This is a genomic window from Polaromonas sp. A23 (assembly GCF_002001015.1).
GTDB lineage: Bacteria > Pseudomonadota > Gammaproteobacteria > Burkholderiales > Burkholderiaceae_C > Polaromonas.
The window spans coordinates 150,504-175,665 of sequence record NZ_MUNO01000006.1; the positions used below are offsets into that span (position 1 = coordinate 150,504).

Consider the following 25,162-nt stretch of genomic DNA (forward strand, 5'->3'; position numbering starts at 1 on the left):
TCAGTTGAAAAATTGATGCAGCGCGTGGGCGGTTTCCAGTGGCAATTCTTCGGGAATGAAATGGCCGGCTTGCATGGGCTGGCCGCTGACAACGCCGCTGCACTGGGCCTGCCACAGGGCCAGCGGTTCAAACAGCTTGTGCACCACCCCGCGTTCACCCCAGAGAATGTGCGTGTCGCAGGCAATCTTCCGCCCGCTCGCCCGGCTTTCGCGGTCATGCACCAGGTCAATGCCGGCGCTGGCACGGTAGTCCTCGCAGGCGGCGTGGATTGCCTCGGGTGTGCAGAAGCAGCGCTCGTATTCGATCAGCGCCTCGGGCTCGATATAACTCAGGCCGCTGCTGCCCCAGCCGCCCAGCTTGGCATGCAGGTAGGCCAGGGCGTTGCCGCCGATCATGGTTTCGGGCAAGGGGTTGGGCTGGATCAGGTGGAACCAGTGGTAGTAGGCCGTGGCAAAACGCATGTCGGTGGCGTTGTACATGTCCAGCGTGGGCGCGATGTCGATCAGGCAGAGTTTCTCGACGTGCCCCGGGTGATCCACGGCCAGGCGGTGTGCCACGCGTCCGCCACGGTCATGGCCGCAGAGAAAAAACCGGCTGCGGCCGAGCGCATCCATCACGCTGAGCGCGTCCTGCGCCATGTTGCGCTTGCTGTAGTTGCTGTGATCGGGCAGGCCGGCCACCTTGGAAGAGTCACCATAGCCGCGCAGGTCGGGCAGGACCAGGAAAAAGCGCGCCTGCAGTGCCTGCACGGCGCGGTGCCACATCACATGACATTGCGGAAAACCGTGCAACAGCAACAGCGCCGGGCCTGCGGGATTGCCGCCATAGCGGGCAAAGATGGAGGTGCCATTGACCTCGAAGTCGCGCGCTTGAAAGCCTTCAAACCAGGAGATCGGCAAAGTCGAGGCCATATTCAGCTACCGCTTCGTTGTCGTGAGGTCAGGTATTTTTTCAGATTCGCGGCTGCGGTGGCCCGTACCTTGCTGCGCAGAAACGGGGTCCAGCCCAGCAGCAGGCCCGGCGTGCCCAGCGCCTGGCGCGACCAGGCCCAGAAGTTGAAGCGGTCACGGTGCGTGGCAATCAGGCCTTGCGGTGTGAAGGTAAAGCGCCCGTCGATGATGTTGTGCACCATGCGCCCGGTGGTACTGAAGCGGTAGTGCGCTTCCCAGTGCGCCTGGCCGCCGGTGACATCGGCTTTGATGCCGCTGTACTCCAGCTTCCACACGTCGCGCCCCTTGGCCTTGGTGGCGTCGCACAACATGTGCCACATGCCTGTCACCTGCTCGTGCCCGCGCAGCGAAAACGCCTCGTCGTCAAAAGAAGCGTCGGGGGCATAACACTGGGCCATTGTGTCCGAGTCCAGCCGCGCAAATGCGCTGTAGAACTTTTCGAGAGTCTGCTCATTGGGGTGCATAAAACCGCTTTCTCGGAGTGTGGGGGGGCTGAGAAATCGTACACCGTCCCGCTGCATCTGCGTATTTACCTGTAAGCGGTGGCAGGCACACGGGCGACAGGCGAGCCATTGAGCGGGATTGAAAGGGATTGATAGGGATTGATATTGCGCCAAACCGACCCACCTGCTCCGGATGATTCCATTTTCCGTTCTGGACCTGTCCCCCGTCGTGGAAGGCAGCGATGCTGCCCAATCATTGAGAAACACCCTGGACCTGGCGCAACATGCCGAACGCTGGGGCTACCAACGCTTCTGGCTGGCCGAGCACCACGGCATGCCCGGTATCGCCAGTGCCGCCACGGCCGTCGTCATGGCACATGTGGCCGGTGGCACCACACGCATCCGGGTTGGTGCCGGCGGCATCATGCTGCCCAATCATTCACCGCTGGTGATTGCCGAGCAGTTCGGCACGCTTGAATCGCTGTTTCCCGGCCGTATTGACCTGGGCTTGGGACGCGCGCCCGGTTCTGACCAGGTCACCGCGCGTGCGTTACGCCGCGACCTGAACGCCAATCCTGACGAGTTTCCGCAGGATGTGGTGGAACTAATGAATTACTTCGAACCGGTGTCCGAGGGGCAACGCGTGCGCGCCGTGCCTGGTGCCGGGCTGAAGGTGCCGGTGTGGATTCTCGGCTCCAGCCTGTTCGGCGCGCAGCTGGCGGCCCAGCTCGGCCTGCCATTCGCCTTTGCCTCGCACTTCGCACCGGCGCAGATGATGCAGGCCATGGAGGTGTATCGCAGCCGCTTTCGTCCTTCGGAGCAATTGGCGCGCCCCTATGTGATGCTGGGTTTCAACGTGTTTGCGGCAGACAACGACGAGCAGGCACAGTTGCTGTCGTCTTCCATGCAGCAGGCTTTTGTCAATTTGCGCAGCGGCCGGCCTTCGCGCCTGCAGCCGCCTGTGGCCGGTTACGAAGAACGGCTGACACCGCCCGAGCGAGCGATTCTTGAACAGACACTGTCTTGCTCGGCCATAGGCGCGCCGGGCACGGTGCGCCGTGCGCTGGAGGCCTTTGTGACCCGCACTGGTGCTGACGAGTTGATGATCACCTCACAGATCTTCGACCACAAAGCGCGCCTGCGCTCGTACGAGATCACGGCGGGCCTGCAGGGCTGAGCGCACTCTCAGGAGCGGAAGTGCAAGCCAGGGCCGCGGGTCCGGCTTTGCCGGCCCGCAGGCGCAGCAGCCCCCTCGGTGGGCAGCGTATTACACGCAGCCGAAGGCGAAGTGAAAAGCGTGGGGGCTATTTGACGGAGAGGAGTTCAATCTCAAACTGCAGCGTGGCGTTCGGTGGAATCACGCCACCCGCGCCGCGTGATCCGTAGGCAATCGCTGCCGGGCAGGTCAGCTTGGCCTTGCCGCCCACCTTCATTTTTTGCACGCCTTCGGTCCAGCAGGCAATCACGCGGTTCAGCGGAAACTCCGTCGGCTCGTTGCGGGAGTAAGAGCTGTCGAACTCGCGGCCATCGGGAAAGCTGCCGCGGTAATGCACCTTGACGGTATCTGTGGCCGCCGGGCTGGCACCGGTGCCGTCTTTCAGCGAGCGGTAAACAAGCCCGCTGGCAGTGACCGACGCACCGGCCTCTTTCGCAGCCGCAGCTGCAGCCGCATCGGCTTGCGCCCAGGCGGCGGGCAAAACACAGAGGGACAAAACGCCAGCATAAAGAATGGATCGCACAAAAACTCCTTGGATGATGTTGACCGCGAAGCAGGCCATGCACCCATGTTAGCGTGGTGCAGGCAGGGATGAGTGAGCTAGCCTGTGGCCTGCAAATGCAAGCCAGGGCCGCGGAACTGGCTCCGCCAGTCCGCAGGCGCAGCGGCCCCCTCGGGGGGGCAGCGCAGTACACGCAGTGACAAGCGTGGGGGCTACATCCTTACCGCGGCGCGTTAAGCAGCTCGTCCTTGTTCTGACTCCACCACGGGTCCTTCACCACGGACAGAATCTTGTCGAAAGCAAAGGCTTTCTGGCTGATCACCAGCCTGCCCGCACAGCGCCGCAGCGCGTGATAGCTTTCCTCCGTGGCATCGAGCGGAGGGCAGCGGGTCTTGAGCTTGTCGTAGTAATAAGGGGGCCAGGTACCGGTGGCGTTGACCTCCGGAGCCGACAGCCAGTAAACCCGCTCGTTCCTGTCGGCCGACCAGCGCTGGAATACCGGTGGCGGCAGGCCTTGCTTGTACAGGTAGTCGCGCAACAGGTCCATGCGCGTGTCATACAGCGGCGGCGCGTCCCGCGGTGTGGTGCTGTTCACAGTCGGTGCCGGGCCAGGTTTTTGCAGGCCGATGCGACCGACGGGCAGCAGTCGCCAGGCGCCGGACAGCCATACGATGGCGCAGGCACCTGCGCAATCGGCGGTGGCGACGGTGTGCGGGTACAGGGGCGCGAGCAGCTCTGCCAGCAGCATGGCCTCTGCAATGTCGCCGCCGGTGATGGCCATTTCCACACGGCCCAGTGCGTACCACGCATCAACAGGATTGCGCCGCATTGACGCCTTGAACTGCTCGGTGTCGCCGGGCAGTAATTCTCCACTGATCGTCAGCTTGCGAGCCACCCCTGCGAGCGGCCCTTCGGGAAAGGGGTTGCTGTATTGAAATTCAAGCGCGTGGACGCTCGATGCGAGCAGCAGTAGCACCGGAGCCAGGTGCCTGGCGGCGCCCGCAAAACCCAATCCTGCCTTGAACCAGTCACTTGTTCGCATTGAACCTTTGGAAACCTGCTCGTCGGCAATTTCGCCGCCGGTCGAGAAAGCAGGTTAGAAAAATGACTGTACACGGCCCTTGCCGTGCGGCCAGGCGGGGATCACCTACTTTACAAAGCTACACAGCGCTTGTGAGTTTCAGGCCCAGGATTCCGGCGACGATCAGACCCACGCAGACCAGCCGCGCGGCTGCTGCGGGTTCGGCAAACAGCACGATACCCAGGGTGACGGTGCCCACCGCACCTATGCCGGTCCACACAGCGTAAGCGGTTCCAACCGGCAGGCTGCGCATGGCCAGACCAAGCAGCACGATGCTTAGCGTCATCGCCGCCACCGTACCAACACTGGGCCAGAGCCGGGTGAAGCCCTCGGTATATTTCAGGCCGATGGCCCAGCCCACCTCAAGCAGGCCGGCGATAAACAACAGAACCCACGGCATGGCCAAACTCCTTCGTTGCTTCAAGTGCTATATAAATAATAGCTGTCAGTGCCCGATTAAAAAGGGCTAGAGCCTGATTTGACCTGAAGCTTGAAGCCGGTGCCGATGTGGCGCGGCAACCACCCACGGCGGGCATGGGTTTGGCGTGGACGGGTTATTCCATCAGTATCTTGGGGCGCGACAGTGGCAAGGCGCCCACTTCCTTGACAATGCCCTGCGCGTCAAAAACCACCTGGAACTCCTCGGACTGGTTCAGCCAGTAGCGCCAGATGGACGTGTCGAGGTTGGGCGTTTCGTCGCTGGTGGGATAACCGACGGACATCAGCACCTGCTCGCGCGTCATGCCGTTGAAAAGCCGGCCGGTCTTGATGGCTTCGCGGGTGCGGGGATCGAAAGTACTGATCCGAATTTGAGGATTGACGGCCACCACATAGCGCTTTGCAAAGGCGTCCAGCGGGAGGTTGCGGCTGTAGTCATTGCCCAGAATCTGCGACGAACCGTCGATTTCCGCCATCACGCGATAACGGCCATATCCCGTGACTTTGACTGGCGTGCCCACCGGCAGCACCCGTTTGCCCTTCTCGGCGTAGTTGATGTCGGTGATCCATTTGCCGTCGGTGCGCAGATTGCAGCAAAGATAACCCTCCGGCATGCCTTGCGCCCACAGTGCGGTGGGTGCGGCGGCCAGTAAAAGAGTGGACAGGACGAGACGGACGGACATGGTTTTCTCCCGGTTTTGTTGGTGTCGGCCATCAAGCGCAAGGCCTGGCCGCGCCTGATTATGAATGCAGGGGCGAGTCAGAGGTCTTCGGGATTCCATTCTTTTTGGCATTTTCCGGCGAATCGTTCATAGCGCTTTTGGCAAAGCCTGGGCAATAAAGTCATAAACAGCGCGTATGCGCCGGCTGGTGCGGATTTCGCGGTGCACCGTCAACCAGATCGGAATGGGCGGCACCTTGATTATCGGCAGTACGGCCAGCACGTCCTTGTCGGTCGCGGCCAGGTAGTCGGCAATGAAGCCAATGCCCAGGCCGGCGCGCACCGCCTCCCAGTAGGCAATCAGGTCGTCGCAACGAAACGCAAATGATTCGCGCGTCACCGGCAGGCCAAAACCGACCATCCCTTTGAGGATGGCCTCGTCGCGGTCGCCGCCCACCAGCTCGTGGTTTAACAGGTCTTGGGGTTGTTTCGGGGTGCCTCGCCGGCGCAGGTAATCACGGTGTGCATAAGTGCCCAAAGTGATTTTGGCGATGCGCTTGACCACCAGGCTGGCCTGATCGGGCTGCACCATGCGCAGGGCAATGTCGGCTTCGCGCCGCAGGAGGTTGCTGACCGCGTTGCTGGGCACCAGTTCAATCTGGATGTCGGGCAAGGCCAGCCGCATCTGCGCGAGGATGGTCGGCAGCAGGTAGCAGGCGACCGGCTGGCTGGCCGTGACCCGCACCGTGCCCGAAATGCCCGGCTCCAGGCCCGACACACTGCGCGAGAGTTCATGCGCGGCGCTGTCCATGGCGCGCGCGGCAGTCGCCAGCTGCAAGGCGGTGGGCGTAGGCAACAAGCCGCGGCCGGTGCGTTCGAACAGCAACACGCCCAGCTGCGCCTCCAGCTCCGCAATGTGGCGGCCGATGGTGGGCTGGGTGGTGGACAGCACGCGTGATGCGCCCAGCAGGCTGCCCTGGTCGAGAGCTGCCAAAAAGGAGCGCACCAGGCGCCAGTCGAAGTTGTTATTCATTTTTGAATACCTGATGTAAGCAGTTAGGTAATTGTCGAACAGCTTTCCTGTTTCCACAATGACCCCATTAACTGTTTATTCAAGGAGCTCTTCATGACACAGCCATCCATCGTTCTTGTCCTCGGCGCCCGTGGGCGCTTTGGGCTCGCGGCGGCCCGTGCTTTTGCCCAGGCGGGCTGGCAGGTGCATGCGCAGTTGCGGCCCGGCGTCGCCGGTCCGGCAATCGCCGGGGTGCAATGGCTGGCCGCCGAGCCGGGCGACACCGCCCGCCTTGCCGCAGCGGCGCGCGGCGCCAATGTGGTGGTGCAGGGCCTGAGCCCGGTCTACACACACAAGGCTTGGCGCAGGGACCTGCCCGGCTTGACGCAGGCCGCCATCGACGTGACGCGTGCGCTGGGAGCTACCTTGATGTTGCCTGCGAGTGTGTATAACTTTGGCGAAACCATGCCGGCGCAGCTGCGCGAAGATACGGTGCAGGCGGCCAGCACCTTCAAGGGCCGCATGCGCATGGACAGCGAAGCACGGGTGCGCGCCGCGACGCAGGACGGCCGCATGAAAGCGGTGGTGATACGCGGCGGCGATTTTTTCGGCAGCGGCACGGGCTCGTGGCTGGACCAAGTGATGCTCAAGGACATCCAGCGCGGCAAGCTCACCTACCCCGGGGCCATGAACGTGCCTACCGCCTGGGCTTACCTGCCTGACATGGCGAGCAGTTTTGTCGCGGTGGCTGGTCGCCGGCATGTGCTTGCGGCCTTCGAGGCGCTGCATTTCGCCGGCTACAGCCTGACGGGCCAGGACTGGGCCGATGCGCTGGGCGCCATTGCCCGCGAGCACGGATGGCTGCCCTCCGGCGGCAGCTTGCGCAGCGTTTCCCTGTCGTGGTGGATGATGCGGGCGCTCGGACTGGTTTTGCCACAGGTGGCGGCTCTCTGTGAAATGCGCTACCAGTGGCGCACGCCGCATGCGCTGGTGAACACCCGCATGGCTGCATTGACCGGCGCCGAGCCGCATACGCCGTTTCCCGAGGCGGTGCGAGCGTCAATGGCAGAGCTTGGCCTGTTGACGCAGCGCATAGAGAGTGCCGTGAAAGAGAGTACGGTGACGATGCAAGCTTTTGAAAGGAGCGCATCATGAACCGCAGGAGTTTTGTTCGCCTGGCGGGCGGCGGCATGGTGCTGGGTGCCACCGCTGGCCTGGCCGGCTGCTCGTCCAGCCTGCCGCCTGAAGCGGTGCAGGCCTGGAATGGCCCGGCCGCTGACTCGGTCGATGTTCGCCACTGGATCCTGAGTTACGCGATATTGGCGCCGCATTCGCACAACCTGCAGTCCTGGCTGGTGGATTTGCGTCAGCCCGGCGAAATCATGCTGTACTGCGACCTCACGCGCCTCTTGCCCGAGACCGACCCGCTGTCGCGCCAGATCATGATGAGCCAGGGAACCTTCCTGGAACTGCTCGATCTTGCCGCCCGGCAGAAGGGCCTGCGTGCCGACATCGCGCTCTTCCCGCAAGGCGAGTTCGGCCCGGCCGCGCTGGACAAGCGGCCTGTGGCGCGCATCCGCCTGAGCCCGGATGCCGCCGTGAAGCCGGACCCGCTGTTCGCCCACATCCTCACGCGGCGCACCAACCGCGAAGCCTATGAACTGCGTGAGCCCGCTCCGGCCGCCGTGCAGGCCATCGCTGCGAGTGTTGCGCCGCACCCGGTGCGCACGGGTTTTGTCGGCCCGGCCCAGCCTGACGCACTGCAGAAACACCGTGCCATCGCGAGCGAAGCCTGGCGCATCGAACTCGTCACGCCCAGGACCATCCTGGAATCGTTCAAGGTGCTGCGCGTTGGCCCGCGTGAGATTGCCGAACACCGCGATGGATTGAGCATCAACACACCGATGGTGCGCGCGCTGACGGCAGTCGGCCTGTTCGACCGCAGCAAGGCGCCGGGGCCGGATGACACGGCCACCACCGGGCAGATCAAGGATTTCAACGCGAAGATCGCGACCACGCCGGCGTTTTTCTGGATGGTGACCGAAGGCAATGACCGCAAGACCCAGGTCAACGCCGGCCGAGCCTACGCCCGAGCGCAGCTGGCCGCAACCGCACAAGGCTTGTCGATGCAGCCGCTGTCACAGGCGTTGCAGGAATACCCCGAACAGGCGCGGCCCTATGCCGACATCCACGCCCTGCTGGAAGCGCCGCAGCCGCGCTACACGGTTCAGATGTGGACACGGCTGGGTTATGCGCCCGCCGTCGGGCCTGCACCGCGTCGCGGTATGGAGGCGCACCTCATCAAGGCTTAGTTTGATGCCGGTGGCGTGCCGGCCAACAGTTGCGCCAGCCGCTGCAGCGCGTGCTGCACCGTGGCTGTGCGAACCGCCGCGCGGTCACCGCTGAAACGCTGCATCTCGCTGCTGAGATGCCCATCGACCATGAAGCCGAACCACACGGTGCCTACCGGTTTGGCGCGGCTGCCGCCCGTGGGGCCTGCCACGCCGGTGACCGCAACGGCGACCCGGGCTCTGGAATGCTGGATGGCCCCTTGCACCATGGCGCGCGCAACTTCTTCGCTGACGGCCCCGTGCGCAGTAATCAAGGCGGCGTCGACGCCCAGCATCTCTGTCTTGGCTTCGTTGGAGTAGGTGACAAAGCCCCGCTCGAACCAGTTGCTGGAGCCCGCCAGGTCGGTGCAGGCCGCGGAGATCAAGCCGCCGGTGCAGCTTTCGGCCGTGGCGAGCAACCAGCCCTTTTTGAGCATCAAATCGGCCACCAGCCCAGCTAGTTCGGGCGCAAGCAGCTCACTTTTTAATAGCAAATCCTTGCTCACCAGAACCTCCAGCCCGCAATGACCAGCAGCGTGCAGAAGGCCGCTGCCAGGTCGTCCACCATGATGCCGAAGCCCCCGCGCCAGCCAAAACCCTTGAAGGTCCTGTCGGCCCAGGCCATGGGGCCGAACTTCACCGCATCAAAAAAGCGGAACAGCACAAAGGCTGCGAGTTGGCCCCAAAGTCCCATGGGCATGGTCAGCCAGAGGATGAGCCAGAAGGCCACAACCTCGTCCCAGACAATGCTGCCGGGATCGGCCACGCCCATGTTCTTGGCGGTCACGGTGCTGGCCCACCAACCGACCAGCGTGGCCGTGCCTATCAGCCAGCCGATTTGCATTTCGGTGAGCCAGGAGGCCATCACCACGTAGGCAAGCCAGGCCCAAAGCGTGCCGGCGGTCCCCGGAGCCACCGGGCTCAGACCTGCGCCAAAGCCCAGCGCCAGCAGGTGGGCCGGGTGCGACAGCATGAAACGGGCTGTGGGCCGTCGCGGTGGTGAGGGCGGCTCCGCGGAAGCAGGAGCGGCGTTGGGAAAGGGATTCATCGGGATTGCTTGGGGCAGGTGTCGAAAGACTGATTATGGGCAGGTCGTCATACGCCCTTCAGCGGGGGCGCTGGACGCCCTCGGCATTGGCGAACCACTGGGCCCAGTGGTCGATGCAGGCCTTGATCTTGGGCAGACGATGCCGGCTGGTGAGCGTCACGGCGTAAATGGGGCTGGGTTGTTCGTCAACCAGATCGGCCAATACGGGCACGAGCAGGCCCTGGCGCACCAGAGGTTCGGCCACCACGGTGGCAAAGCGTGAAATGCCCAGGCCCTGCAGGGCCAGCCGCGCCGTGATGCCGGTGCTGCCCGAACGCCAATGGCCCTCGGCGACCACCACGACCGGCTTGCCCTTGATCACAAACGGCCAGCGGTTGAGCATGGTGACTGCACTGTTGGTGATCAGCCGGTGCTGGTGCAGGTCATCCGGGTGCTTGGGCGCACCATGGGCTTGAAGGTAGCCGGGCGTGGCGTACAGCCTGCGCCCCAGCGTGCCGAGCTGCCGCGCCACCACGGTGTCGGAGGTGGGAACGCCGGTGCGGATGGCGATGTCAATGCCGTCGTGGGCCATGTCCACCAACCGGTCTTCGACGAGCAGGTCCACACACAACCCGGGGTGGCGTTGCTGCAGGCTCTCGAAACTGGGGATCAGCAGATATTCGGCCACCACCGTGCTGGCTGCCACACGTACCCAGCCACTGGCCTGGCGTGACTTGCTCGCAAATTCGCCTTCGAGCTCATCGAGCGTGCCCGTCAGCCGGCGGCAATACTGCAGAAAGGTCTGGCCTTCGACGGTGGGTGTCAGGCCGTGGGTGCTGCGATGAATCAGGCGGGCACCACAGGCTTTTTCGATGCGTGTCAGGGTGCGCGAGATCTGGCTCACCGGCACGTCGCGCTCGCGGGCCACGGCCGAAAGTGTGCCGAGCTCGGCCACGCGGGCGAACAGGTGCATGTCGTCAAAGCTGAGGTCGCGCATGGTGCCATGGTAACCAGCCTGCACGCGTTGCCTTTGCGGCGTTTGCAAAACCCAATTGCACCGTGTGCTGTTTCCCGCCGGAAGGGCTTTGCCTAAAGTTGCCTTCACCAACCGGCCATGAAAGGACCACACCATGTACAGCGAACTTCACCACGAAAACTATCAACGCCTGCACGATGCTGCCAGGCTCGCCGCACAGGAATTGCGCAGACAGGCAATCCGGGCCTTCTGGCATCAGGCCGCGCGGTTGGCAAAGCAGCTGATCCACGCAGCGCGCAGCCCAGTTGCACGACGACTGCCGCGGGAGGCATGACATGCCGACCCTGAGCCTGAAAATAGCACCACTCCAGAATCCGTCACGTTACCGGCAACTCGCGCAGGCCCTGACTAAGCTCACCGCGGTTTTGATCGAGGATCTGCCGGCCGCCCGCTGGTATGTAAGTGCACGCGAAGCAGAGCGGCCAACGGTGATGCTGGAGATCAGCATCACGGCGGGCACCAACACGGCCGACGAGAAGGCCGCGTTTATCCAGGCGGCGTTTGGCGAACTTCAGCGTCAGCTCGGCAGCGGCGGTCGGCTGGAGGAAGCCAGTTATGTGGTGGTGCGCGAGTTGCCCGCGTCGGACTGGGGTTATGGCGGGCGCACACAGCTGGCCCGAAAGCTCACGCCGGTTCAGGCAAAGTGATCGAACGAGGCGTAACGCTTTGGCAGCACCTGTCCCTGGGCGTCATGCAGGCGAATGCCCGGCGCAACCTCGATCTGGCCGATACGCGTCACCGGGGTGCGCGCCTGTTGCGCTGCTTCCTGCACAGCTTGCCGGGCTGAAGGCGGCGCGGTGAAGGCGAGTTCATAGTCGTCCCCGCCGGCGAGCACGTAGCCCAGCATCTTTTCATAAGAAAAAAGCTTCTCAGCCCTTGTAATTTGGGCGCTGGCAGCTATTAAATGAATAGCAATTGATGTGTCGATGGATGCACCGACACCTGATGCTTCCAGCACGTGCCCCAGGTCGCCCAGCAGCCCGTCGCTGACATCGATGGCTGCGGTGGCGATTCCGCGCAGGGCCATGCCCAGCGCCACCCGCGGAGTCGGTTGCTCCAGCCGCGTGCGGGCCAGCGTCAACAGCTCATCCGGCAGCGGCGCGTGCTCGCGCAGTGCGTCCAGTGCCAGCCTGGCTTCACCCAGCGTGCCGCTGGCATAGATGTCATCGCCCACCTGCGCCCCGGAACGAAGCAGCGCCTGGCCACGCGGTACCTCGCCAAACACGGTGATACAGATGTTCAGCGGCCCCTGCGTGGTGTCGCCGCCGACCAGCTCGCAGTCGTGCGTGTCAGCCAGCGCAAACATGCCACGCGAAAAGGCGGCCAGCCAGGCTTCGTCGGCGCGCGGCATGGCGAGCGCCAGCGTGAAGGCCAGCGGCTGCGCGCCACAGGCGGCGAGGTCGCTGAGGTTGACGGCCAGGGCCTTGTGTCCCAGCGTGAAGGGGTCCACATCAGGAAAGAAGTGCCGACCTTCCACCAGCATGTCGGTTGAAATGGCCAGCTGCATGCCCTCCGCTGGCTGCAACAAGGCGCAGTCGTCACCGACGCCGAGCACCGCGCGTTTTGCGGGGCGTTTGAAATAACGTGCGATCAGGTCGAATTCACCCATGAGGGGAGCATAACGGGTGACCGGTGTTTTTTGTCGCTCGGTTAATTCAGATGTTGTGGTGTGCCTGCCAGCCGGGGGTTGCCCGGCGGGCGAGTCCCGGCCAGCAGACGCAGGCAAAACCACAATCTGCGGGAAAGAATTCGCAACCTTCAGCCCCCAGGCAATGTGAAATAAATCGTGGCACCTTGTTCAGCCGCAGCCTCGGCCCAAACCCGTCCGCCATGCCGCATCACAATGCGCTGCACCGTAGTTAGCCCAGCGCCGATGCCGGGAAAATCCGACGTCACATGCATGCGCTGGAAAATACCAAACAGCTTTTCAGCGTGGGCCATGTCGAACCCGGCGCCGTTGTCCTTGAAGAAGTAAACCGTCTCGCCATCCGGCCCGGCCTGGCTACCGACAGCGATTTCGGCGCGCTCTTTCTTTGAAGTGAACTTCCAGGCATTGCTGGCCAATTGATCCACCAGTTGCTGAAGCAATGTCGGGTCTGCCTGCGCAGCGAGCCCAGCCTGCACCTCGATCTGCACCGCGCGCTCGGGCTCTGTTTCGCGCAGCTTGGTAAACGACGCGTCGACCATGGCAGTCAGGTCCACCGGCTGCACCGTCATGGGCGCGCGCAGCAGACGCGACACCGTCAGCAACGCAGCGATCAGCTCATTGATATTGCCCACACCCAGGCGTATGCGCTGCAGGTAGTGCGTGCTGCGTTCCGTATTGCCCTTGGCCACGGCGCCCTCCAGCAGCCGACTGAAACCGTCAATCGTGCTCAGCGGGGCGCGCAGGTCATGCGAGACCGAATAGGAAAAGTTCTCCAGCTCCTTGTTGGCTGCCGCCGCTTCGGCGCTGCGCTGGTTCAGCTCGTCTTCGAGAAGGCCGGTGATGCGCAGGATTTCCTGTTCTGCCGCAGCAGCGTCGCTGCCGTCACGTATTTTCTGCAGCAACGCGGCCATGGCGGGCACGGCACTAACGGCGAGAGATTCTGAGGATGCAGCCATCTCAGCCTCGGGGTCCGGCTGCCAGGGTCCGGCGGCCTGTCAGGTTCAACGCAAATGTCATCAAGGTCCTTTAGGGGTCGATGCGGCCCAGCCCACTATGCACTGCAGGGCAGTTGGCCGTCAAGCTGAGCGACCCCATACCGACCGTGTGCCGCAGACTGGGCCAGGTTCTCTACAAACAACTCTCGCTCCCGGCTCTGTCAGCCCCGGCCGGCATCAGCCTGGACTGAAAACCTGGCTGGCCGTCAACTTGCGGCCGCGCGGACCAGCCGGTCACGCACGCCATCCCAGGCCGGATCAACCGGCGGGTGTTCGATCCAGATCAGCTTGACACCTTGCGCGTCAAAACCGCGCAGCACGGAAAAAAGCTGCTGCGCTGTGGCAGCTGCGTCGTCGGGCATGCGGCGGTAAAGCACCTGCGTCGACTTGATACGGACAATTGCGCGTGCATACACCGCGATGTGCGCGGCGTCGGGGCCCAGCAGGTCGAGTGCGGTCTGGATGGCGCTGGCATCCATCAGCCGGACCTTGGCATTGGGGGCGTAGTGCGACTCCAGCGTGCCGGAAGCGCGCGGGGCTTCGGCGCCCATGAACTCCTCGTTGCTCAGCACCGGCTGGCCGCAAGCAGCCTCGAGCTGGGCGCGTGTGAGCACGCCCGGGCGCAACAGCACCGGTCGGCCGCGTGTGCAGTCGACGATGCTGGACTCGATACCGACCTCGCACGGCCCGCCGTCAAGCACGAGCAGGCTGTCGCCGAATTCTTCAGCCACATGTTTCGCGGTGGTCGGGCTGACCCGGCCGAAGCGGTTGGCGCTGGGTGCAGCTACCCCGGTGACACAGGCCTTGAGCAGGGCGCGCGCCACCGGGTGCGCGGGGCAGCGCAGGCCAATGGAGTCCTGCCCGCCGGCGGCTGCCGCGGCAACGCCGGACTTGCGCGGCAGGATCACCGTCAGGGGCCCAGGCCAGAAGACCTGCATCAGGCGACTGGCGAAAGGCGGCACGCTGGCAGCATAGTCGGCCACCTGCGCGGGGTCGGCCACATGAACAATCAGCGGGTGGTCACTGGGCCGGCTCTTGGCCGCGAAGATGCCGGCCACAGCCTGGTCGCTGGAGGCGTCGGCACCCAGGCCATACACCGTTTCAGTGGCAAAGCCGACCAGGCCGCCGGACTGGATCACCCGGGCAGCCTCGGCAATCGCCGCAGGGTCAAGGCCGTCGCGAATCATCCCAGTGAGTCCAGGCCGGGCAAGGCCAGGATTTTTGCGGCTTGGCGCGCAGCCGCTTTCACCCCTGCGATGTCCGCGCCGGTAATGGCGAGATGGCCCATCTTGCGGCCGGCACGCGCTTCCAGCTTGCCATAGAGGTGCAGGTGCGCACCCGGCAGGGCCAGCACGGCCTGCCAGTCAGGCGTGCGTGGCTGGCCCGCTGCATCGAACCACACATCGCCCAGCAGATTCAGCATGATGGCCGGGGAATGCTGGCGCGGCGCAGGCAGCGGCAGGCCCGCCATGGCGTGCACCTGCAGGTCAAACTGCGAAACATCGCAGGCGTCCATCGTGTAGTGGCCGCTGTTGTGCGGGCGCGGCGCCATTTCGTTGACGACCAGCGCGCCATCGGCGCTGCCGTCGTCGATCACAAAAAATTCCACACACAGCACGCCGACGTAGTCTATGTGATTTGCTATGGATTCAGTAGCTGCTCGCGCCCGTAATGCAAGGGCTGAAGGCATATTTCCTTCATAAGCCGCGGTGACGGCGAGGATGCCGCCCACATGCACGTTGTACTGCGGCGCAAAACCGGTGGTGGCCCCGTCCCAGCCGCGCGCAACGATGACCGAACACTCGGCCTTCAGTGGCAGCAGCTTTTCCAGCACGCAGGGCACGCCCTTCAAATCAGCCCAGGCCACCGCAAGCTCGGCCATGTTGGCAACGCGCACCTGGCCTTTGCCGTCGTAACCCATGCGCGCGGTTTTCAGGATGCCGGGCAGCAGGTCGGCCGGCACCGCCGCCAGTTGCGTTGCCGTTTCAATCACCGCATACGGCGCGCAGGTCACACCCGCCACGCCGGCGCTGGCCGTGAAATGGGCTTTTTCCTCGATGCGGTTTTGCGCAATGGCCACGGCCGCTGCGCCGGGCGCGACCGGGCGGCTGGCGGCCAGCGCCTGCAGGGCATCGGCCGGCACGTTTTCGAATTCGGTGGTGACGGCAGCGCACAGCGAGGCGAGTTGTTTCAGGCCGCCCGCGTCGCTGTAGCCGGTCTGGATGTGGTGGTGGCTGACGCAGCCCGCGGGGCTTTGCGGGTCCGGGTCCAACACCGCGGTGAAGTAGCCGAGGCGCTGCGCGGCATGCACAAACATGCGGCCCAGCTGACCGCCGCCCATCACGCCCAGGGTGGCGGGCTGGCCCGACGCGTCGGTGGAACCTGGAAAAATCGGCGAAAAACTCATGCCGGCGGCAGCGTCATGGCGCGCGCGGCGGCGGTCTGTTCGGCGCGGAAAGCCTGCAGCTTGTCGGCCAATGTTTTGTCATGGGTGGCCAGCATGGCCACGGCAAACAGGGCGGCGTTGGCGGCACCCGCATTGCCGATGGCAAAGGTTGCGACCGGCACCCCTTTGGGCATTTGCACGATGCTGTGCAGCGAATCGACGCCCTGCAGATGGTTGCTGGCTACCGGCACGCCCAGGATGGGGACCGCGGTTTTAGCGGCCAGCATGCCCGGCAGGTGCGCCGCGCCGCCGGCGCCTGCAATGATGGCCTGCAAGCCACGCCCGGCGGCCTGTTCTGCATAGGCAAACAGCTCGTCGGGCATGCGGTGGGCCGAAACCACACGCGCTTCATGCGCCACACCGAACTGCTTCAGGATCTGCACGGCATGCTGCATCGTGGCCCAGTCGCTGCTGGAGCCCATCACCACGCCTATCAGCGGCGCCTGTTGATCTTGTGTTGTTGTCATGTGTTGCCTTCCGGGCCGTCTGTGCCGTCTATGCCGCCAATCGTTCGATGCCAGCGGCGATTTTACGGTCTGGACGGCCCGAGGCAGGGCTGCGGACCTCGCGCCGCGTGCTATCGTCCCTGCGCGGCGCAACCGTGCCTGTTGAAAACTCCCTGATCCACCCTTATTTGCCCAGCACCATGATCGACGTCACCATTGCCAATTTTGAAGAGGAAGTCGTTGCGGCTTCCATGACCACCCCCGTGCTGATTGATTTCTGGGCACCATGGTGCGGGCCCTGCAAATCACTGGGCCCCATCCTGGAGAAGGTCGAGATCGCCTACGGCGGACGCTTCAAGCTGGTCAAGATCGACTCCGACCAGGAGCAGCAACTGGGCGCCGCTTTCGGCATCCGCAGCATCCCGACCTGCATATTGATGGTCAACGGCCAGCCGGTCGATGGTTTTGCCGGCGCGCTGCCGGAAGGCAAGGTCAAGGAGTTTCTCGACAAACACCTGCCGCCGGCCGAAGAGCTGCCACCTGCCGAGGAAGAAATGGCCGAGCCGGAAGACACCAGCCCGGCTGCGGTGCTGGAAAAACTGCAGGCAGCCGTCGTCACCGACCCCGCCAACGACAACGCGCGCTTCGACTACATCCGCCTGCTGCTGCAGCACGGCCAGCTTGAACACGCCAAAACCGCTTTTGCACCAGTGGCCAGCAAGGCATCGGTGGTGCGCAAGCTCGAAGCCCTGCAGCACTGGTTCAACGCTATCGAATCAGGAGCTACTCACACAGACGCGGAACGGGCTCAAGCCGGATTTGATGCAAAACTTGCAGCCAACAAACGGGATTTCGATGCACGCTACGCGCTGGCGCAGCTGCACATGAGCCAGCAGCGCTGGGTGCCGGCGATGGACGAGTTGCTGGAAATTTTGATGCGCGACAAGTCCTGGAACGAGGAACTGGCACGCAAGACCTTTGTGTCCATCCTGGAAATCATCGAGCCGCCCAGGGTCAAGGTCGCCGACGGGCAGATTCCGCCGGATGATCCGGTGGTGGCTACTTACCGGCGGCGGTTGAGCAGTGTTGTACTGAGCTGACTCCCCCTTCTTGGTGAGTCATCCCGGATTTGATCCGGGATCCATGTTGGTTAGCTCGTGCCTTGAGGTATGCCAGCAAGCCGGGTCTCGCCCCGGCGGGCGACTTACTTTTCTTTGCTTCGCCAAAGAAACCTAAGGAAAAGAAAGGCGACCCGATGGTCTGGGTCCCTTCGCTTCGCTACGGGCAACCTGCGGTGCTCGCCGAAAATGGGGTCGAGCTCGAACTCGCTTCGCTCAGACAATCGCTCGCCCTGGTCCATTTTCGGCTGTGCTCCTCGGCCCAGCCCGACGGGTGGGGGAAGGAAGACCGAAAACCAATACCAATTCGGGGAGGCGAGGACGCGCAAAGCGCGTCCTCGCCGGAGCTCGATCCCGATTGCGTTTCCGCTCCCCACCCCTTCTGACTGCGCCGAGGAGCGGAGGTCCAGACGGATCAGGACGGGCGATTGTCTGAGCGTAGCGAGTTCGAGCCCGGCCCCGGCTGGACCGAGCACCGCAGGTCGCCCCGTAGCGCAGCGAAGGGGACGCAGGCAGCGGGGTCGCCTTTTCTTTGGTGACTTTCTTTTGGCGAAGCAAAAGAAAGTTACTTGCTGCCGGGCAACCCCCGGCTTGTTGTCACACCACCAACGGTTGGGCCAAAGCGAACTAAGCCGCTTCCTTATAAAAGAACCCACGCTGAATGCTCCGAGGCGCCAGCGGCTCAACCGCCTGATGAATCGCCCCAATGTGCTCAGGCGTCGTCCCGCAGCAGCCCCCCACGATATTGACCAGCCCCTCGTCGGCAAACTCGCGCAAGAGGCGAGAAGTCACGTCAGGTGTTTCATCGAAACCGGTGTCGCTCATCGGGTTGGGCAGACCGGCGTTCGGGTAGCAGCTGATGTAGGTGTCGCCGGCCACACGCGCCAGCTCCTGGATGTAGGGGCGCATCAGCGCCGCACCCAGGGCGCAATTGAGGCCGATGGCCAGCGGCTGCGCATGGCGCACGCTGTGCCAGAAGGCGGTGACGGTCTGGCCGCTCAGGATGCGGCCCGAGGCGTCGGTGACCGTGCCGCTGATGATGAGCGGCAGGCGCTCGCCGCTGTTGTCGAAGTATTCGTCGATCGCAAACAGCGCGGCCTTGGCGTTGAGTGTGTCGAAAATCGTTTCGACCAGCAACACGTCGGCGCCGCCCTTGACCAGCGCTTCGGTCTGTTCGTAATAGGCCTTGCGCAGCTCCTCGAAGCTGGTGTTGCGCGCGCCCGGGTCGTTGACGTCGGGGCTGATGCTGGCGGTTTTGGGGGTGGGGCCGAGGGCGCCGACGACAAACCGGGGTTTCTCCGGCGTGGAGAACTTGTCGCAGGCGGCGCGCGCGATGCGGGCAGACTCGTAGTTCATCTCGACCGCGAGGTCGGCCATGTCGTAGTCGGCCTGGGCCACGGTGGTGGCGCCGAAGGTGTTGGTCTCGATCATGTCGGCGCCGGCGGCCAGGTAACCTTCGTGGATGTCCTGGATGACATCCGGGCGTGTCAGGCTCAGCAACTCGTTGTTGCCCTTGACGTCCTTGTGGAAGTCCTTGAAGCGCTCGCCGCGGTACTGCGCTTCATTGAGCTTGAAGCGCTGGATCATGGTGCCCATCGCGCCGTCGAGGATGGCAATGCGTTTTTCCAGGATGGCAGGGAGCGCGGCTCCGCGGGTGTAGATGGCTTGCTTCATGCCCCGATTTTAAGGCGCAGCCCCTGCACCCACAAACCCTGCGGTTATGGACCGGGGCCGCTGACATGCCTGACAATAGCGCTTCAGTCTGGACCCGACCATGAAACACCTCCAACCCAAAGAAGCCTGGGACTACCTGCAGCAGCACCCCGACGCGCTGTTTGTCGACGTGCGCATGGAAATCGAGTCGCTGTACGTGGGCCGCCCGCCCGGCGTGGTCAACGTGCCCTGGTACGAGTACCCCGACCTGACGCCTGATGCGCAAAAATTTGCGGCAGCGGTGGAAAGCGAAGCCAGCAGCAAGGCGCAGCCGGTCCTGCTGATCTGCCGCTCGGGCCAGCGCACGCTGGCCGCGGGCCAGGCGCTGGAAGCAGCGGGCTTCAGCGAGGTGATCAACGTCGTGCACGGCTTTGAGGGAGAGCTGGATGAGCAGTTCCAGCGCTCCACCCTGAGCGGCTGGCGCTTTGACGGTTTGCCCTGGGAGCAGATGTAGCCGATTTCTTTGAGTGAAATCGGGCTTTTGTCCTTATTCCACGGGCGCAAGTAGCTACTTTTTTCATAGCATTTTATTCCCCGCCTTGAACACTCCCACCTTGCCGCACCCAACGACTCACCCCTCTCCGCTGGACATCCTGGGCCAGGTTTTTGGGTACTCCGACTTCCGCGGTCCGCAGCAGGCCATCGTCGACCATGTGGTGCAGGGCGGTGACGCGCTGGTGCTCATGCCCACCGGCGGCGGCAAGTCGCTGTGTTACCAAATCCCGGCGATTGCACGGCAGAACGCCGGACACGGCGTGACGGTGGTGATCTCGCCGCTGATCGCGCTGATGCACGACCAGGTCGGCGCGCTGCACGAGGCCGGTGTGTCCGCCGCCTTCCTCAATTCGACCCAGACGCAGGAAGAAAGCAGCCTGCTGGAAAAGCAGCTGCTGCGCAACGAGCTGACCCTGCTGTACGCCGCGCCCGAGCGCATCAACACGCCGCGCATGAAGGGCTTGCTGGGCTCGCTGCACGAGCGTGGCCTGCTGAGCCTGTTCGCGATTGACGAGGCGCATTGCGTGAGCCAGTGGGGCCACGACTTTCGGCCCGAATACCGCTCGCTGAGCCTGCTGCACGAGACCTTTCCCGACGTGCCGCGCATTGCGCTGACGGCGACGGCCGACGCGCTGACACGCCAGGACATGATTGAGCGGCTCAAGCTGGAGGACGCGCGCGAGTTCGTCAGCAGTTTTGACCGGCCCAACATCCGCTACACCATCGTCGAAAAAACCAACGCGACGCACCAGCTGCTGCGTTTCATCGAGGCCGAACACGCGGGCGAGGCCGGCATTGTTTATTGCCAGTCGCGCAAGCGGGTGGAGGAGGTCGCGGGCATGCTGGAAGACGCCGGCCTCAAGGCCATGGCCTACCACGCCGGCCTGGACAGCGCGCTGCGCCAGCAGCGCCAGGACCGCTTCCTGCGCGAGGAAGGCATGGTGATGGTGGCGACCATCGCCTTCGGCATGGGCATCGACAAGCCCGACGTGCGTTTTGTGGCGCACCTGGACATGCCGAAAAACATTGAAGGTTATTACCAGGAGACCGGCCGCGCAGGCCGCGACGGCCTGCCGGCCAATGCGTGGATGACCTACGGCTTGCAGGATGTGGTGAACCAGCGCCGCATGATAGACACCAGCGATGCGTCCAGCGAAGAATTCAAGCAGGTGATGCGCGGCAAGCTGGATGCGCTGCTGACCCTGGCTGAGGACACGCGCTGCCGGCGCGTCAGCCTGCTGCATTATTTCGGCGAAGACAGCCAGCCCTGCGGTAACTGCGACAACTGCCTGCAGCCGCCGGTGGTGTGGGACGCGACCGAAGCGGCACGCAAGATGCTCAGCTGCATCTACCGCGTGCAACAGGCCAGCGGCATCAGCTTCGGCGCCGGCCACCTGATGGACATCCTGCGCGGCAAGGCCACCGAAAAAGTGCTGCAGCACAGCCACGACAAGCTCAGCACCTTCGGCATAGGCGCCGACCTGGCGGAGGTGCAGTGGCGCGGCGTGCTGCGCCAGCTGATCGCCAAAGGCATGGTGCGGGTCGACCCCGACGCTTTCAACACGCTGCAGTTGCTGCCGGACGCGCGCCAGGTGCTCAAGGGCGAGGCCAGCGTGATGCTGCGCGAGCAAGCCGCAAGCGCTTCAACCGACCGCCGGAAAAAGAGCACAAAAACCTCCGCCAAGGGGCTGGCCGAAGCTTCGCTCAATGCCGGTGCACTGGAGCGCCTGACGCGCCTGAAAGCCTGGCGTGCCGAGGTGGCACGCGAACACAACCTGCCGGCCTTTGTGATCTTTCACGACGCGACCCTGCGGGCGATTGCCGAACGCGCGCCGCAAGACCTTGTCGGCCTGGAAGGCATCAGCGGCATCGGCGTCAAAAAGCTCGAAGCCTATGGGGCCGAGGTGCTGCGCGTCTGCGCCGGGACGGCCTAGAACCCATTCTGCGGCAAGATTCCATGGCAAGAATTGGGACGCCTGCCTTAAAGCGTATTACGGATCTCGATGCTGTCTATGGCGGCGCGCGCGGGGCGCTGCGGCGTTAACAGCCCGCGCACCAGGCCCGCGGCGTTAAAGCACCACGACACCACGGAAAACACGGCTTTCCTGGCACTTCGCTTTCGCCACGCCATCAGCACCACCGGTGCCGCCGCGATACCCGCAAATGCAAGCATCCGCAGCGTCCAGGGCATGGGTACCCCTAGAACGGCGACCAACACAAGCCACCACCCCAGCACTGCGACATACAGGCGCAGCTCGCGCACTTTGGTCAGCACCAGGCCCAGGTGCGACTCCCCCCAAGCCGCACGCAGCACTTCGCCCAGGCCGCAGATGTAGCGGCTGCGCCAGCGGCGCATCAACAGCTGGTAGGGGGGCGCGTCGTGGCCGTGGTGGCGCACGGAATCCAGGGCCAGGCGCCACAGCTTCCAGCCCCGGGCATGCAGGCGCATGGCCAGGTCAAACTCTTCATAGCTGTGCAGGTTGCGGTCCGAAAAATACCCGGCCTGCTCCACCGCCGCCCGGCGGTACAGGCCGCCCATGTCCAGCCGGTCCACCTGGCCGGCCTGCATGTGGCCCAAGCCCCGTTCGACACGCGCCACATACTCCAGGCTGCTGGTGTTCATTTCAACCACCTGCCCGCCCACCCCGGCCACCTCAGGATGCGCCTGCATGAAAGCCAGCGCCTCCGGCAAAAAACCGGGCAGCATTTCCATGTCGCCGTCCAGGATGTACACAAACTCGCCCGCCGAATGCTGGTAACCCAGCTGGGGGCCGACACCGCAGCAGCGTTCATCGGCACGCGCCAACTGCACGATGCGGATGGGATAGGCAGAGGCCAGGGCCACCGTGCGGTCGCTGGAGCAGGAGTCCGCCAGCACCACCTCGCCGCCAACCCTCCGGACCGCGGCCAGCGCACTTTCTACCGCCGCCACGATGCGCTTTTCCTCGTTCAGGGCCTTGATGACAATGCTCACCCGGCACGGGACGGCTGAAGTGCCAGGAGTGTCAGGGGGCGGCATCGGTTCCTCCGCGCAGGATGATGCGGGCCGGCACGCCCACGGCGAGGGCGCCTGCCGGCACGTCGGTGATGACCACGGCATTGGCGCCAATGTCGGCATCGTCGCCGATGTGCACGGCGCCCAGGATCTTGGCGCCGGCACCGATGTTCACGCGGTTGCCGACGTGCGGCGCTTCCAGCGGCCGGTCCATGCGCCGGTTACCGATGGTCACACCCTGGCGGATGATGCAGTCGTCCCCGATCACCGCCCTGCCATGCACCACAATCGCACCCGAATGTTCTATCACGAGGCGTCTCCCGATCCGGGCCGAGACGCCGATCGTGACGCCGCAGAACATTTCAGCCAGCTTGGCGAGCACCAGGTGCAACGCTGCCAGCGGGTAGCGCACCAGCCTGGACTGGAAGCGGTAACGCAGATGCCCCAGCCGGTACACCTGCAGGGCCCAGAAGCCCAGGGACAAAGCGCCCTCTTGCGCCGCACGCATGTCCTCGAGAAAAGCCATGGTTGTTGAGCTTTCATTCACACGCTACCGGTACTGACGGGTGACAAGCACTCGCGCGGTGCGGGCTCCAGTTGCTTGAGCTATCGGAGCTTCCGGGGCAAATCCGCGGCAGGCGCATCGGATCACGGCCGAGATCGGAAGGCACCAAAAGGGCACCTCATCTCAGACCCTGAAGGAATAGTCGCAAAATCTGTACCAATAACCGGGCTGTACCGCTCAAGCGCCACAGCACACCGCTGGTCCAGCCCACTCCCCTTAACGGCCCCCCGGAAGGCTAGGCGCCCCGAAGGGCTACGGCACAATAGCCGCGTGGCAATCATCAAGAAGCTTACTGTCGGGGGGGTAACCGCTTTTGCGCGAGCGGCGCTGGCCCTGCTTTGCCTGCAAGCTGCCTTGCTTGCCAGCCCGGCCTGGGCCACAGAGCTGCTGACCCTGAGCAACAACAGCGGTCCGATCACGATGACCCCCGCGCTGGAGTTCTGGGTGGATGCCACCGGCCAGACCTCGGTGGAGAAAGTCGAGGCCGACGCAGACAGCCTGCCTTTTGCGGCAGTCAAACCCGGCCAGGCGCACCTGATCGACGACGCCGCGCTCTGGCTGCGTTTTGATGCCGTGGTCCAGAATCCCCGGATTCACTGGAAACTGGAACTACCCATGTCCGGCGTCGACAAGATCACGATGTATTACCGGGACAGCCTGGGCCGGTGGGTGGTGCAGCAGGCCGGGGACAGCCTGCCCATCAGTGCCTGGCCACAGCCCGGCCGTTATCCGATCCTCTCGCTCAGCCACGAACTCGGGCAGACGGCTCGTTATTACCTTCGTGTGGAGCATGCCCGCATCCCCTTCTCGGCGCTACCTCGCGTGGTGAGCGACGATCAGGTGACCACGGCGCGCCAGCTGGATCACCTGCTGCTGGGCGCCTATTTCGGACTGGCCGCGCTGGTGACCCTGCTGGCCCTGATCAACGCCACGGCCTATAAAGATTGGGGCTTTGCCACCTATGCCCTTTACATGGCCGCCTTTGCGGGCTCGCAGGCCGCCTTCACCGGCGTGGCCGGCCTCTACGGATGGCCGGAGCGGCCGGCACTGAACAATATTTCCATCGTCGTGCTACCGCTGGCGGCCGCGGCGGCGGCCCTATGGTTTGTGCGGACTGTCACCACACCCAAGCGCTTTTCGCGGGCGCTGGACTGGTTCATCGTGGCACTGATGGGGCTGCTGCCGATCATCGCGCTTGTCGACGCCGCCTTTCCAACCACCGAAAGTTTTGCGCTCATCAACATCCTGATCAGCGCCGGCATGGTGGTTTTGCTGATGGTGGTCGGGGTGTCGCTGGTTGAGGGCGACAGCCATGCGCGCTGGATTGCACTCGGCTTTTTGCCCATTATTTTGGCCACCCTGTTTCCCCTGCTGCGCAACTTCGGCGTGCTGCCCTCCAGTTTCCTGACCCAGAACGCGTTAATACTGGGCTCGGCGATTGAGGCGCCCATCCTGTTTTACGGCCTGCTGCGCCGCGTGACGCAGCGGCGCGAATCGACCACACGTGCAACGACTCTGCGCACGACGGACCCACTGACCGGACTGGGCTCAACCAAGCTGCTGCTCGGAAAGCTGCGCCAGGCGCAGAGTACTGCCGAGCGTTACCAGCAACCCTGCGCCCTGATGGTTATCGACCTGAGCAACCTCGCCACGCTTCAGCAGCAACACGGCCGCGAGACAGGCGACCGTGCCATGGTGCTGGCGGCCGCGCGTATTCGTGCTGCAACACAACCCACGGATACGGTGGCCCGGGTCGGCGACAGCCACTTTGCACTGCTGATGGAAGGTCCGATGACCAGCGATGGTGTCAACCAGGTCGCCACCAAGATCCTGGCCAGTGGTCTGCGTCCTTCAAGGGAGTTGCCTGACGCCGACCCGCTGCTCTTTCACATTGCCATCGGCTACATGGCTGAGCCTGCCAAACTGTCGCCCAATCATGCACAGACCAGCCTGGACAGCCTGATGAAGGTGATCAAGGACATGAACGACGGTTCGCGCAAGGCGATTCGCATGGTTTTGCTTTAGTTCAAAGCAAAACCAACCC

27 protein-coding genes are annotated in these 25,162 nt (G+C 64.0%); 9 read left to right on the forward strand and 18 right to left on the reverse strand.

What is annotated here, in order from left to right:
* Entirely contained in the window at positions 1 to 912 is a 912-nt protein-coding gene (locus B0B52_RS02920) for an alpha/beta fold hydrolase (protein WP_077592103.1), read from the reverse strand.
* 2 nt (positions 913 to 914) lie between these two features.
* A complete protein-coding gene (locus B0B52_RS02925; protein WP_077592104.1) occupies positions 915 to 1,415 on the reverse strand; it encodes a nuclear transport factor 2 family protein in 501 nt (166 codons plus the stop codon).
* 172 nt (positions 1,416 to 1,587) lie between these two features.
* Here B0B52_RS02925 and B0B52_RS02930 point away from each other — a divergent pair, with 172 nt between their 5' ends.
* Positions 1,588 to 2,571, forward strand: coding sequence for an LLM class flavin-dependent oxidoreductase (locus B0B52_RS02930; protein ID WP_077592105.1), 984 nt, complete (start codon positions 1,588 to 1,590; stop codon positions 2,569 to 2,571).
* 127 nt (positions 2,572 to 2,698) lie between these two features.
* Here the strand turns inward: B0B52_RS02930 and B0B52_RS02935 are convergent, their stop codons facing one another.
* From B0B52_RS02935 to B0B52_RS02955, 5 genes are all read right to left on the reverse strand, one after another.
* Positions 2,699 to 3,133 carry an FKBP-type peptidyl-prolyl cis-trans isomerase gene (locus tag B0B52_RS02935; RefSeq protein ID WP_254425613.1) on the reverse strand — a complete coding sequence of 145 codons (435 nt, stop codon included), beginning with the start codon at positions 3,131 to 3,133 and terminating at the stop codon, positions 2,699 to 2,701.
* 199 nt (positions 3,134 to 3,332) lie between these two features.
* The gene (locus B0B52_RS02940) at positions 3,333 to 4,154 is read right to left on the reverse strand and encodes a hypothetical protein (protein WP_077592107.1); all 822 of its coding nucleotides are present in this window, start codon (positions 4,152 to 4,154) and stop codon (positions 3,333 to 3,335) included.
* 118 nt (positions 4,155 to 4,272) lie between these two features.
* Positions 4,273 to 4,593, reverse strand: coding sequence for a quaternary ammonium compound efflux SMR transporter SugE (gene sugE, locus B0B52_RS02945; RefSeq protein ID WP_077592108.1), 321 nt, complete (start codon positions 4,591 to 4,593; stop codon positions 4,273 to 4,275).
* A 154-nt stretch (positions 4,594 to 4,747) separates the two neighbouring features.
* The gene (locus B0B52_RS02950; RefSeq protein ID WP_077592109.1) at positions 4,748 to 5,314 is read right to left on the reverse strand and encodes a hypothetical protein; all 567 of its coding nucleotides are present in this window, start codon (positions 5,312 to 5,314) and stop codon (positions 4,748 to 4,750) included.
* 126 nt (positions 5,315 to 5,440) lie between these two features.
* Positions 5,441 to 6,325, reverse strand: coding sequence for a LysR family transcriptional regulator (locus B0B52_RS02955; protein WP_077592110.1), 885 nt, complete (start codon positions 6,323 to 6,325; stop codon positions 5,441 to 5,443).
* A 93-nt stretch (positions 6,326 to 6,418) separates the two neighbouring features.
* On the opposite strand from B0B52_RS02955, the gene B0B52_RS02960 reads away from it, so the two are divergent.
* Together B0B52_RS02960 and B0B52_RS02965 are read left to right on the forward strand one after the other, a co-directional pair.
* On the forward strand, positions 6,419 to 7,459 hold the full coding sequence (locus B0B52_RS02960; protein WP_174575466.1) for an epimerase: 1,041 nt from the start codon (positions 6,419 to 6,421) through the stop codon (positions 7,457 to 7,459).
* Entirely contained in the window at positions 7,456 to 8,616 is a 1,161-nt protein-coding gene (locus tag B0B52_RS02965; protein WP_077592111.1) for a nitroreductase family protein, read from the forward strand. Before B0B52_RS02960 ends, B0B52_RS02965 begins: the two co-directional genes overlap by 4 nt.
* On the opposite strand, the gene B0B52_RS02970 is transcribed toward B0B52_RS02965, so the two are convergent.
* Genes B0B52_RS02970 through B0B52_RS02980 form a run of 3 tightly spaced genes read right to left on the reverse strand, consistent with a single transcriptional unit; the run spans position 8,613 to position 10,658 of the window.
* Positions 8,613 to 9,140 carry a CinA family protein gene (locus tag B0B52_RS02970; protein WP_077592112.1) on the reverse strand — a complete coding sequence of 176 codons (528 nt, stop codon included), beginning with the start codon at positions 9,138 to 9,140 and terminating at the stop codon, positions 8,613 to 8,615. The genes B0B52_RS02965 and B0B52_RS02970 overlap by 4 nt on opposite strands.
* Positions 9,137 to 9,682, reverse strand: coding sequence for a phosphatidylglycerophosphatase A (locus B0B52_RS02975; RefSeq protein ID WP_077592113.1), 546 nt, complete (start codon positions 9,680 to 9,682; stop codon positions 9,137 to 9,139). Before B0B52_RS02975 ends, B0B52_RS02970 begins: the two co-directional genes overlap by 4 nt.
* A 58-nt stretch (positions 9,683 to 9,740) precedes the next feature.
* Entirely contained in the window at positions 9,741 to 10,658 is a 918-nt protein-coding gene (locus tag B0B52_RS02980) for a LysR family transcriptional regulator (protein WP_077592158.1), read from the reverse strand.
* A gap of 133 nt (positions 10,659 to 10,791) precedes the next feature.
* Here B0B52_RS02980 and B0B52_RS02985 point away from each other — a divergent pair, with 133 nt between their 5' ends.
* Positions 10,792 to 10,971: a hypothetical protein gene (locus B0B52_RS02985; RefSeq protein ID WP_077592114.1), complete on the forward strand. Its 180-nt coding sequence runs from the start codon at positions 10,792 to 10,794 to the stop codon at positions 10,969 to 10,971.
* 1 nt (position 10,972) lies between these two features.
* On the forward strand, positions 10,973 to 11,344 hold the full coding sequence (locus B0B52_RS02990; protein WP_077592115.1) for a hypothetical protein: 372 nt from the start codon (positions 10,973 to 10,975) through the stop codon (positions 11,342 to 11,344).
* On the opposite strand, the gene thiL is transcribed toward B0B52_RS02990, so the two are convergent.
* From thiL to purE, 5 genes are all read right to left on the reverse strand, one after another.
* On the reverse strand, positions 11,332 to 12,306 hold the full coding sequence (gene thiL, locus B0B52_RS02995) for a thiamine-phosphate kinase (RefSeq protein WP_077592116.1): 975 nt from the start codon (positions 12,304 to 12,306) through the stop codon (positions 11,332 to 11,334). The two genes, B0B52_RS02990 and thiL, sit on opposite strands and share 13 nt — an antisense overlap.
* A gap of 149 nt (positions 12,307 to 12,455) precedes the next feature.
* A complete protein-coding gene (locus tag B0B52_RS03000) occupies positions 12,456 to 13,301 on the reverse strand; it encodes an ATP-binding protein (protein ID WP_077592117.1) in 846 nt (281 codons plus the stop codon).
* A 245-nt stretch (positions 13,302 to 13,546) separates the two neighbouring features.
* Positions 13,547 to 14,527: an L-threonylcarbamoyladenylate synthase gene (locus B0B52_RS03005; protein WP_077592118.1), complete on the reverse strand. Its 981-nt coding sequence runs from the start codon at positions 14,525 to 14,527 to the stop codon at positions 13,547 to 13,549.
* Positions 14,524 to 15,747 carry a 5-(carboxyamino)imidazole ribonucleotide synthase gene (locus tag B0B52_RS03010; RefSeq protein ID WP_077592119.1) on the reverse strand — a complete coding sequence of 408 codons (1,224 nt, stop codon included), beginning with the start codon at positions 15,745 to 15,747 and terminating at the stop codon, positions 14,524 to 14,526. The genes B0B52_RS03005 and B0B52_RS03010 overlap by 4 nt, the downstream gene beginning before the upstream one ends.
* Positions 15,744 to 16,253 (reverse strand): 5-(carboxyamino)imidazole ribonucleotide mutase, encoded by a 510-nt coding sequence (gene purE, locus B0B52_RS03015; RefSeq protein WP_077592120.1) that lies wholly within the window; start codon positions 16,251 to 16,253, stop codon positions 15,744 to 15,746. Before purE ends, B0B52_RS03010 begins: the two co-directional genes overlap by 4 nt.
* Before the next feature lie 179 nt (positions 16,254 to 16,432).
* Here purE and trxA point away from each other — a divergent pair, with 179 nt between their 5' ends.
* Positions 16,433 to 17,332, forward strand: a complete 900-nt coding sequence (gene trxA / locus B0B52_RS03020; protein ID WP_077592121.1) for a thioredoxin — start codon at positions 16,433 to 16,435, stop codon at positions 17,330 to 17,332.
* 645 nt (positions 17,333 to 17,977) lie between these two features.
* Here the strand turns inward: trxA and B0B52_RS03030 are convergent.
* Complete coding sequence (locus B0B52_RS03030) at positions 17,978 to 19,024, reverse strand: homocysteine S-methyltransferase family protein (RefSeq protein ID WP_077592123.1); 1,047 nt, start codon at positions 19,022 to 19,024, stop codon at positions 17,978 to 17,980.
* 100 nt (positions 19,025 to 19,124) lie between these two features.
* Here B0B52_RS03030 and B0B52_RS03035 point away from each other — a divergent pair, with 100 nt between their 5' ends.
* Both B0B52_RS03035 and recQ read left to right on the forward strand, forming a co-directional pair.
* Positions 19,125 to 19,517, forward strand: a complete 393-nt coding sequence (locus B0B52_RS03035; RefSeq protein ID WP_077592124.1) for a rhodanese-like domain-containing protein — start codon at positions 19,125 to 19,127, stop codon at positions 19,515 to 19,517.
* An 85-nt stretch (positions 19,518 to 19,602) separates the two neighbouring features.
* Positions 19,603 to 21,492 carry a DNA helicase RecQ gene (recQ, locus tag B0B52_RS03040; protein WP_254425614.1) on the forward strand — a complete coding sequence of 630 codons (1,890 nt, stop codon included), beginning with the start codon at positions 19,603 to 19,605 and terminating at the stop codon, positions 21,490 to 21,492.
* Positions 21,493 to 21,539: 47 nt separating this feature from the next.
* On the opposite strand, the gene B0B52_RS03045 is transcribed toward recQ, so the two are convergent.
* Together B0B52_RS03045 and B0B52_RS03050 are read right to left on the reverse strand one after the other, a co-directional pair.
* Entirely contained in the window at positions 21,540 to 22,577 is a 1,038-nt protein-coding gene (locus B0B52_RS03045) for a glycosyltransferase family A protein (RefSeq protein ID WP_077592126.1), read from the reverse strand.
* On the reverse strand, positions 22,564 to 23,079 hold the full coding sequence (locus tag B0B52_RS03050) for a serine O-acetyltransferase (protein WP_077592127.1): 516 nt from the start codon (positions 23,077 to 23,079) through the stop codon (positions 22,564 to 22,566). The genes B0B52_RS03045 and B0B52_RS03050 overlap by 14 nt, the downstream gene beginning before the upstream one ends.
* 309 nt (positions 23,080 to 23,388) lie before the next feature.
* On the opposite strand from B0B52_RS03050, the gene B0B52_RS03055 reads away from it, so the two are divergent.
* On the forward strand, positions 23,389 to 25,143 hold the full coding sequence (locus B0B52_RS03055; protein WP_077592128.1) for a diguanylate cyclase: 1,755 nt from the start codon (positions 23,389 to 23,391) through the stop codon (positions 25,141 to 25,143).
* The last annotated feature ends 19 nt before the right edge of the window (positions 25,144 to 25,162 follow it).

Coding starts and splice junctions, on each gene's coding strand:
- B0B52_RS02920 (WP_077592103.1), bottom strand. CDS start 912: ATGGCCTCGACTTTGCCGATCTCCTGGTTTGAAGGCTTTCAAGCGCGC.
- B0B52_RS02925 (WP_077592104.1), bottom strand. CDS start 1,415: ATGCACCCCAATGAGCAGACTCTCGAAAAGTTCTACAGCGCATTTGCG.
- B0B52_RS02930 (WP_077592105.1), top strand. CDS start 1,588: ATGATTCCATTTTCCGTTCTGGACCTGTCCCCCGTCGTGGAAGGCAGC.
- B0B52_RS02940 (WP_077592107.1), bottom strand. CDS start 4,154: ATGCGAACAAGTGACTGGTTCAAGGCAGGATTGGGTTTTGCGGGCGCC.
- sugE (WP_077592108.1), bottom strand. CDS start 4,593: ATGCCGTGGGTTCTGTTGTTTATCGCCGGCCTGCTTGAGGTGGGCTGG.
- B0B52_RS02950 (WP_077592109.1), bottom strand. CDS start 5,314: ATGTCCGTCCGTCTCGTCCTGTCCACTCTTTTACTGGCCGCCGCACCC.
- B0B52_RS02955 (WP_077592110.1), bottom strand. CDS start 6,325: ATGAATAACAACTTCGACTGGCGCCTGGTGCGCTCCTTTTTGGCAGCT.
- B0B52_RS02960 (WP_174575466.1), top strand. CDS start 6,419: ATGACACAGCCATCCATCGTTCTTGTCCTCGGCGCCCGTGGGCGCTTT.
- B0B52_RS02965 (WP_077592111.1), top strand. CDS start 7,456: ATGAACCGCAGGAGTTTTGTTCGCCTGGCGGGCGGCGGCATGGTGCTG.
- B0B52_RS02975 (WP_077592113.1), bottom strand. CDS start 9,682: ATGAATCCCTTTCCCAACGCCGCTCCTGCTTCCGCGGAGCCGCCCTCA.
- B0B52_RS02980 (WP_077592158.1), bottom strand. CDS start 10,658: ATGCGCGACCTCAGCTTTGACGACATGCACCTGTTCGCCCGCGTGGCC.
- B0B52_RS02985 (WP_077592114.1), top strand. CDS start 10,792: ATGTACAGCGAACTTCACCACGAAAACTATCAACGCCTGCACGATGCT.
- B0B52_RS02990 (WP_077592115.1), top strand. CDS start 10,973: ATGCCGACCCTGAGCCTGAAAATAGCACCACTCCAGAATCCGTCACGT.
- thiL (WP_077592116.1), bottom strand. CDS start 12,306: ATGGGTGAATTCGACCTGATCGCACGTTATTTCAAACGCCCCGCAAAA.
- B0B52_RS03000 (WP_077592117.1), bottom strand. CDS start 13,301: ATGGCTGCATCCTCAGAATCTCTCGCCGTTAGTGCCGTGCCCGCCATG.
- B0B52_RS03005 (WP_077592118.1), bottom strand. CDS start 14,527: ATGATTCGCGACGGCCTTGACCCTGCGGCGATTGCCGAGGCTGCCCGG.
- B0B52_RS03010 (WP_077592119.1), bottom strand. CDS start 15,747: ATGAGTTTTTCGCCGATTTTTCCAGGTTCCACCGACGCGTCGGGCCAG.
- purE (WP_077592120.1), bottom strand. CDS start 16,253: ATGACAACAACACAAGATCAACAGGCGCCGCTGATAGGCGTGGTGATG.
- trxA (WP_077592121.1), top strand. CDS start 16,433: ATGATCGACGTCACCATTGCCAATTTTGAAGAGGAAGTCGTTGCGGCT.
- B0B52_RS03030 (WP_077592123.1), bottom strand. CDS start 19,024: ATGAAGCAAGCCATCTACACCCGCGGAGCCGCGCTCCCTGCCATCCTG.
- B0B52_RS03035 (WP_077592124.1), top strand. CDS start 19,125: ATGAAACACCTCCAACCCAAAGAAGCCTGGGACTACCTGCAGCAGCAC.
- B0B52_RS03045 (WP_077592126.1), bottom strand. CDS start 22,577: ATGCCGCCCCCTGACACTCCTGGCACTTCAGCCGTCCCGTGCCGGGTG.
- B0B52_RS03050 (WP_077592127.1), bottom strand. CDS start 23,079: ATGGCTTTTCTCGAGGACATGCGTGCGGCGCAAGAGGGCGCTTTGTCC.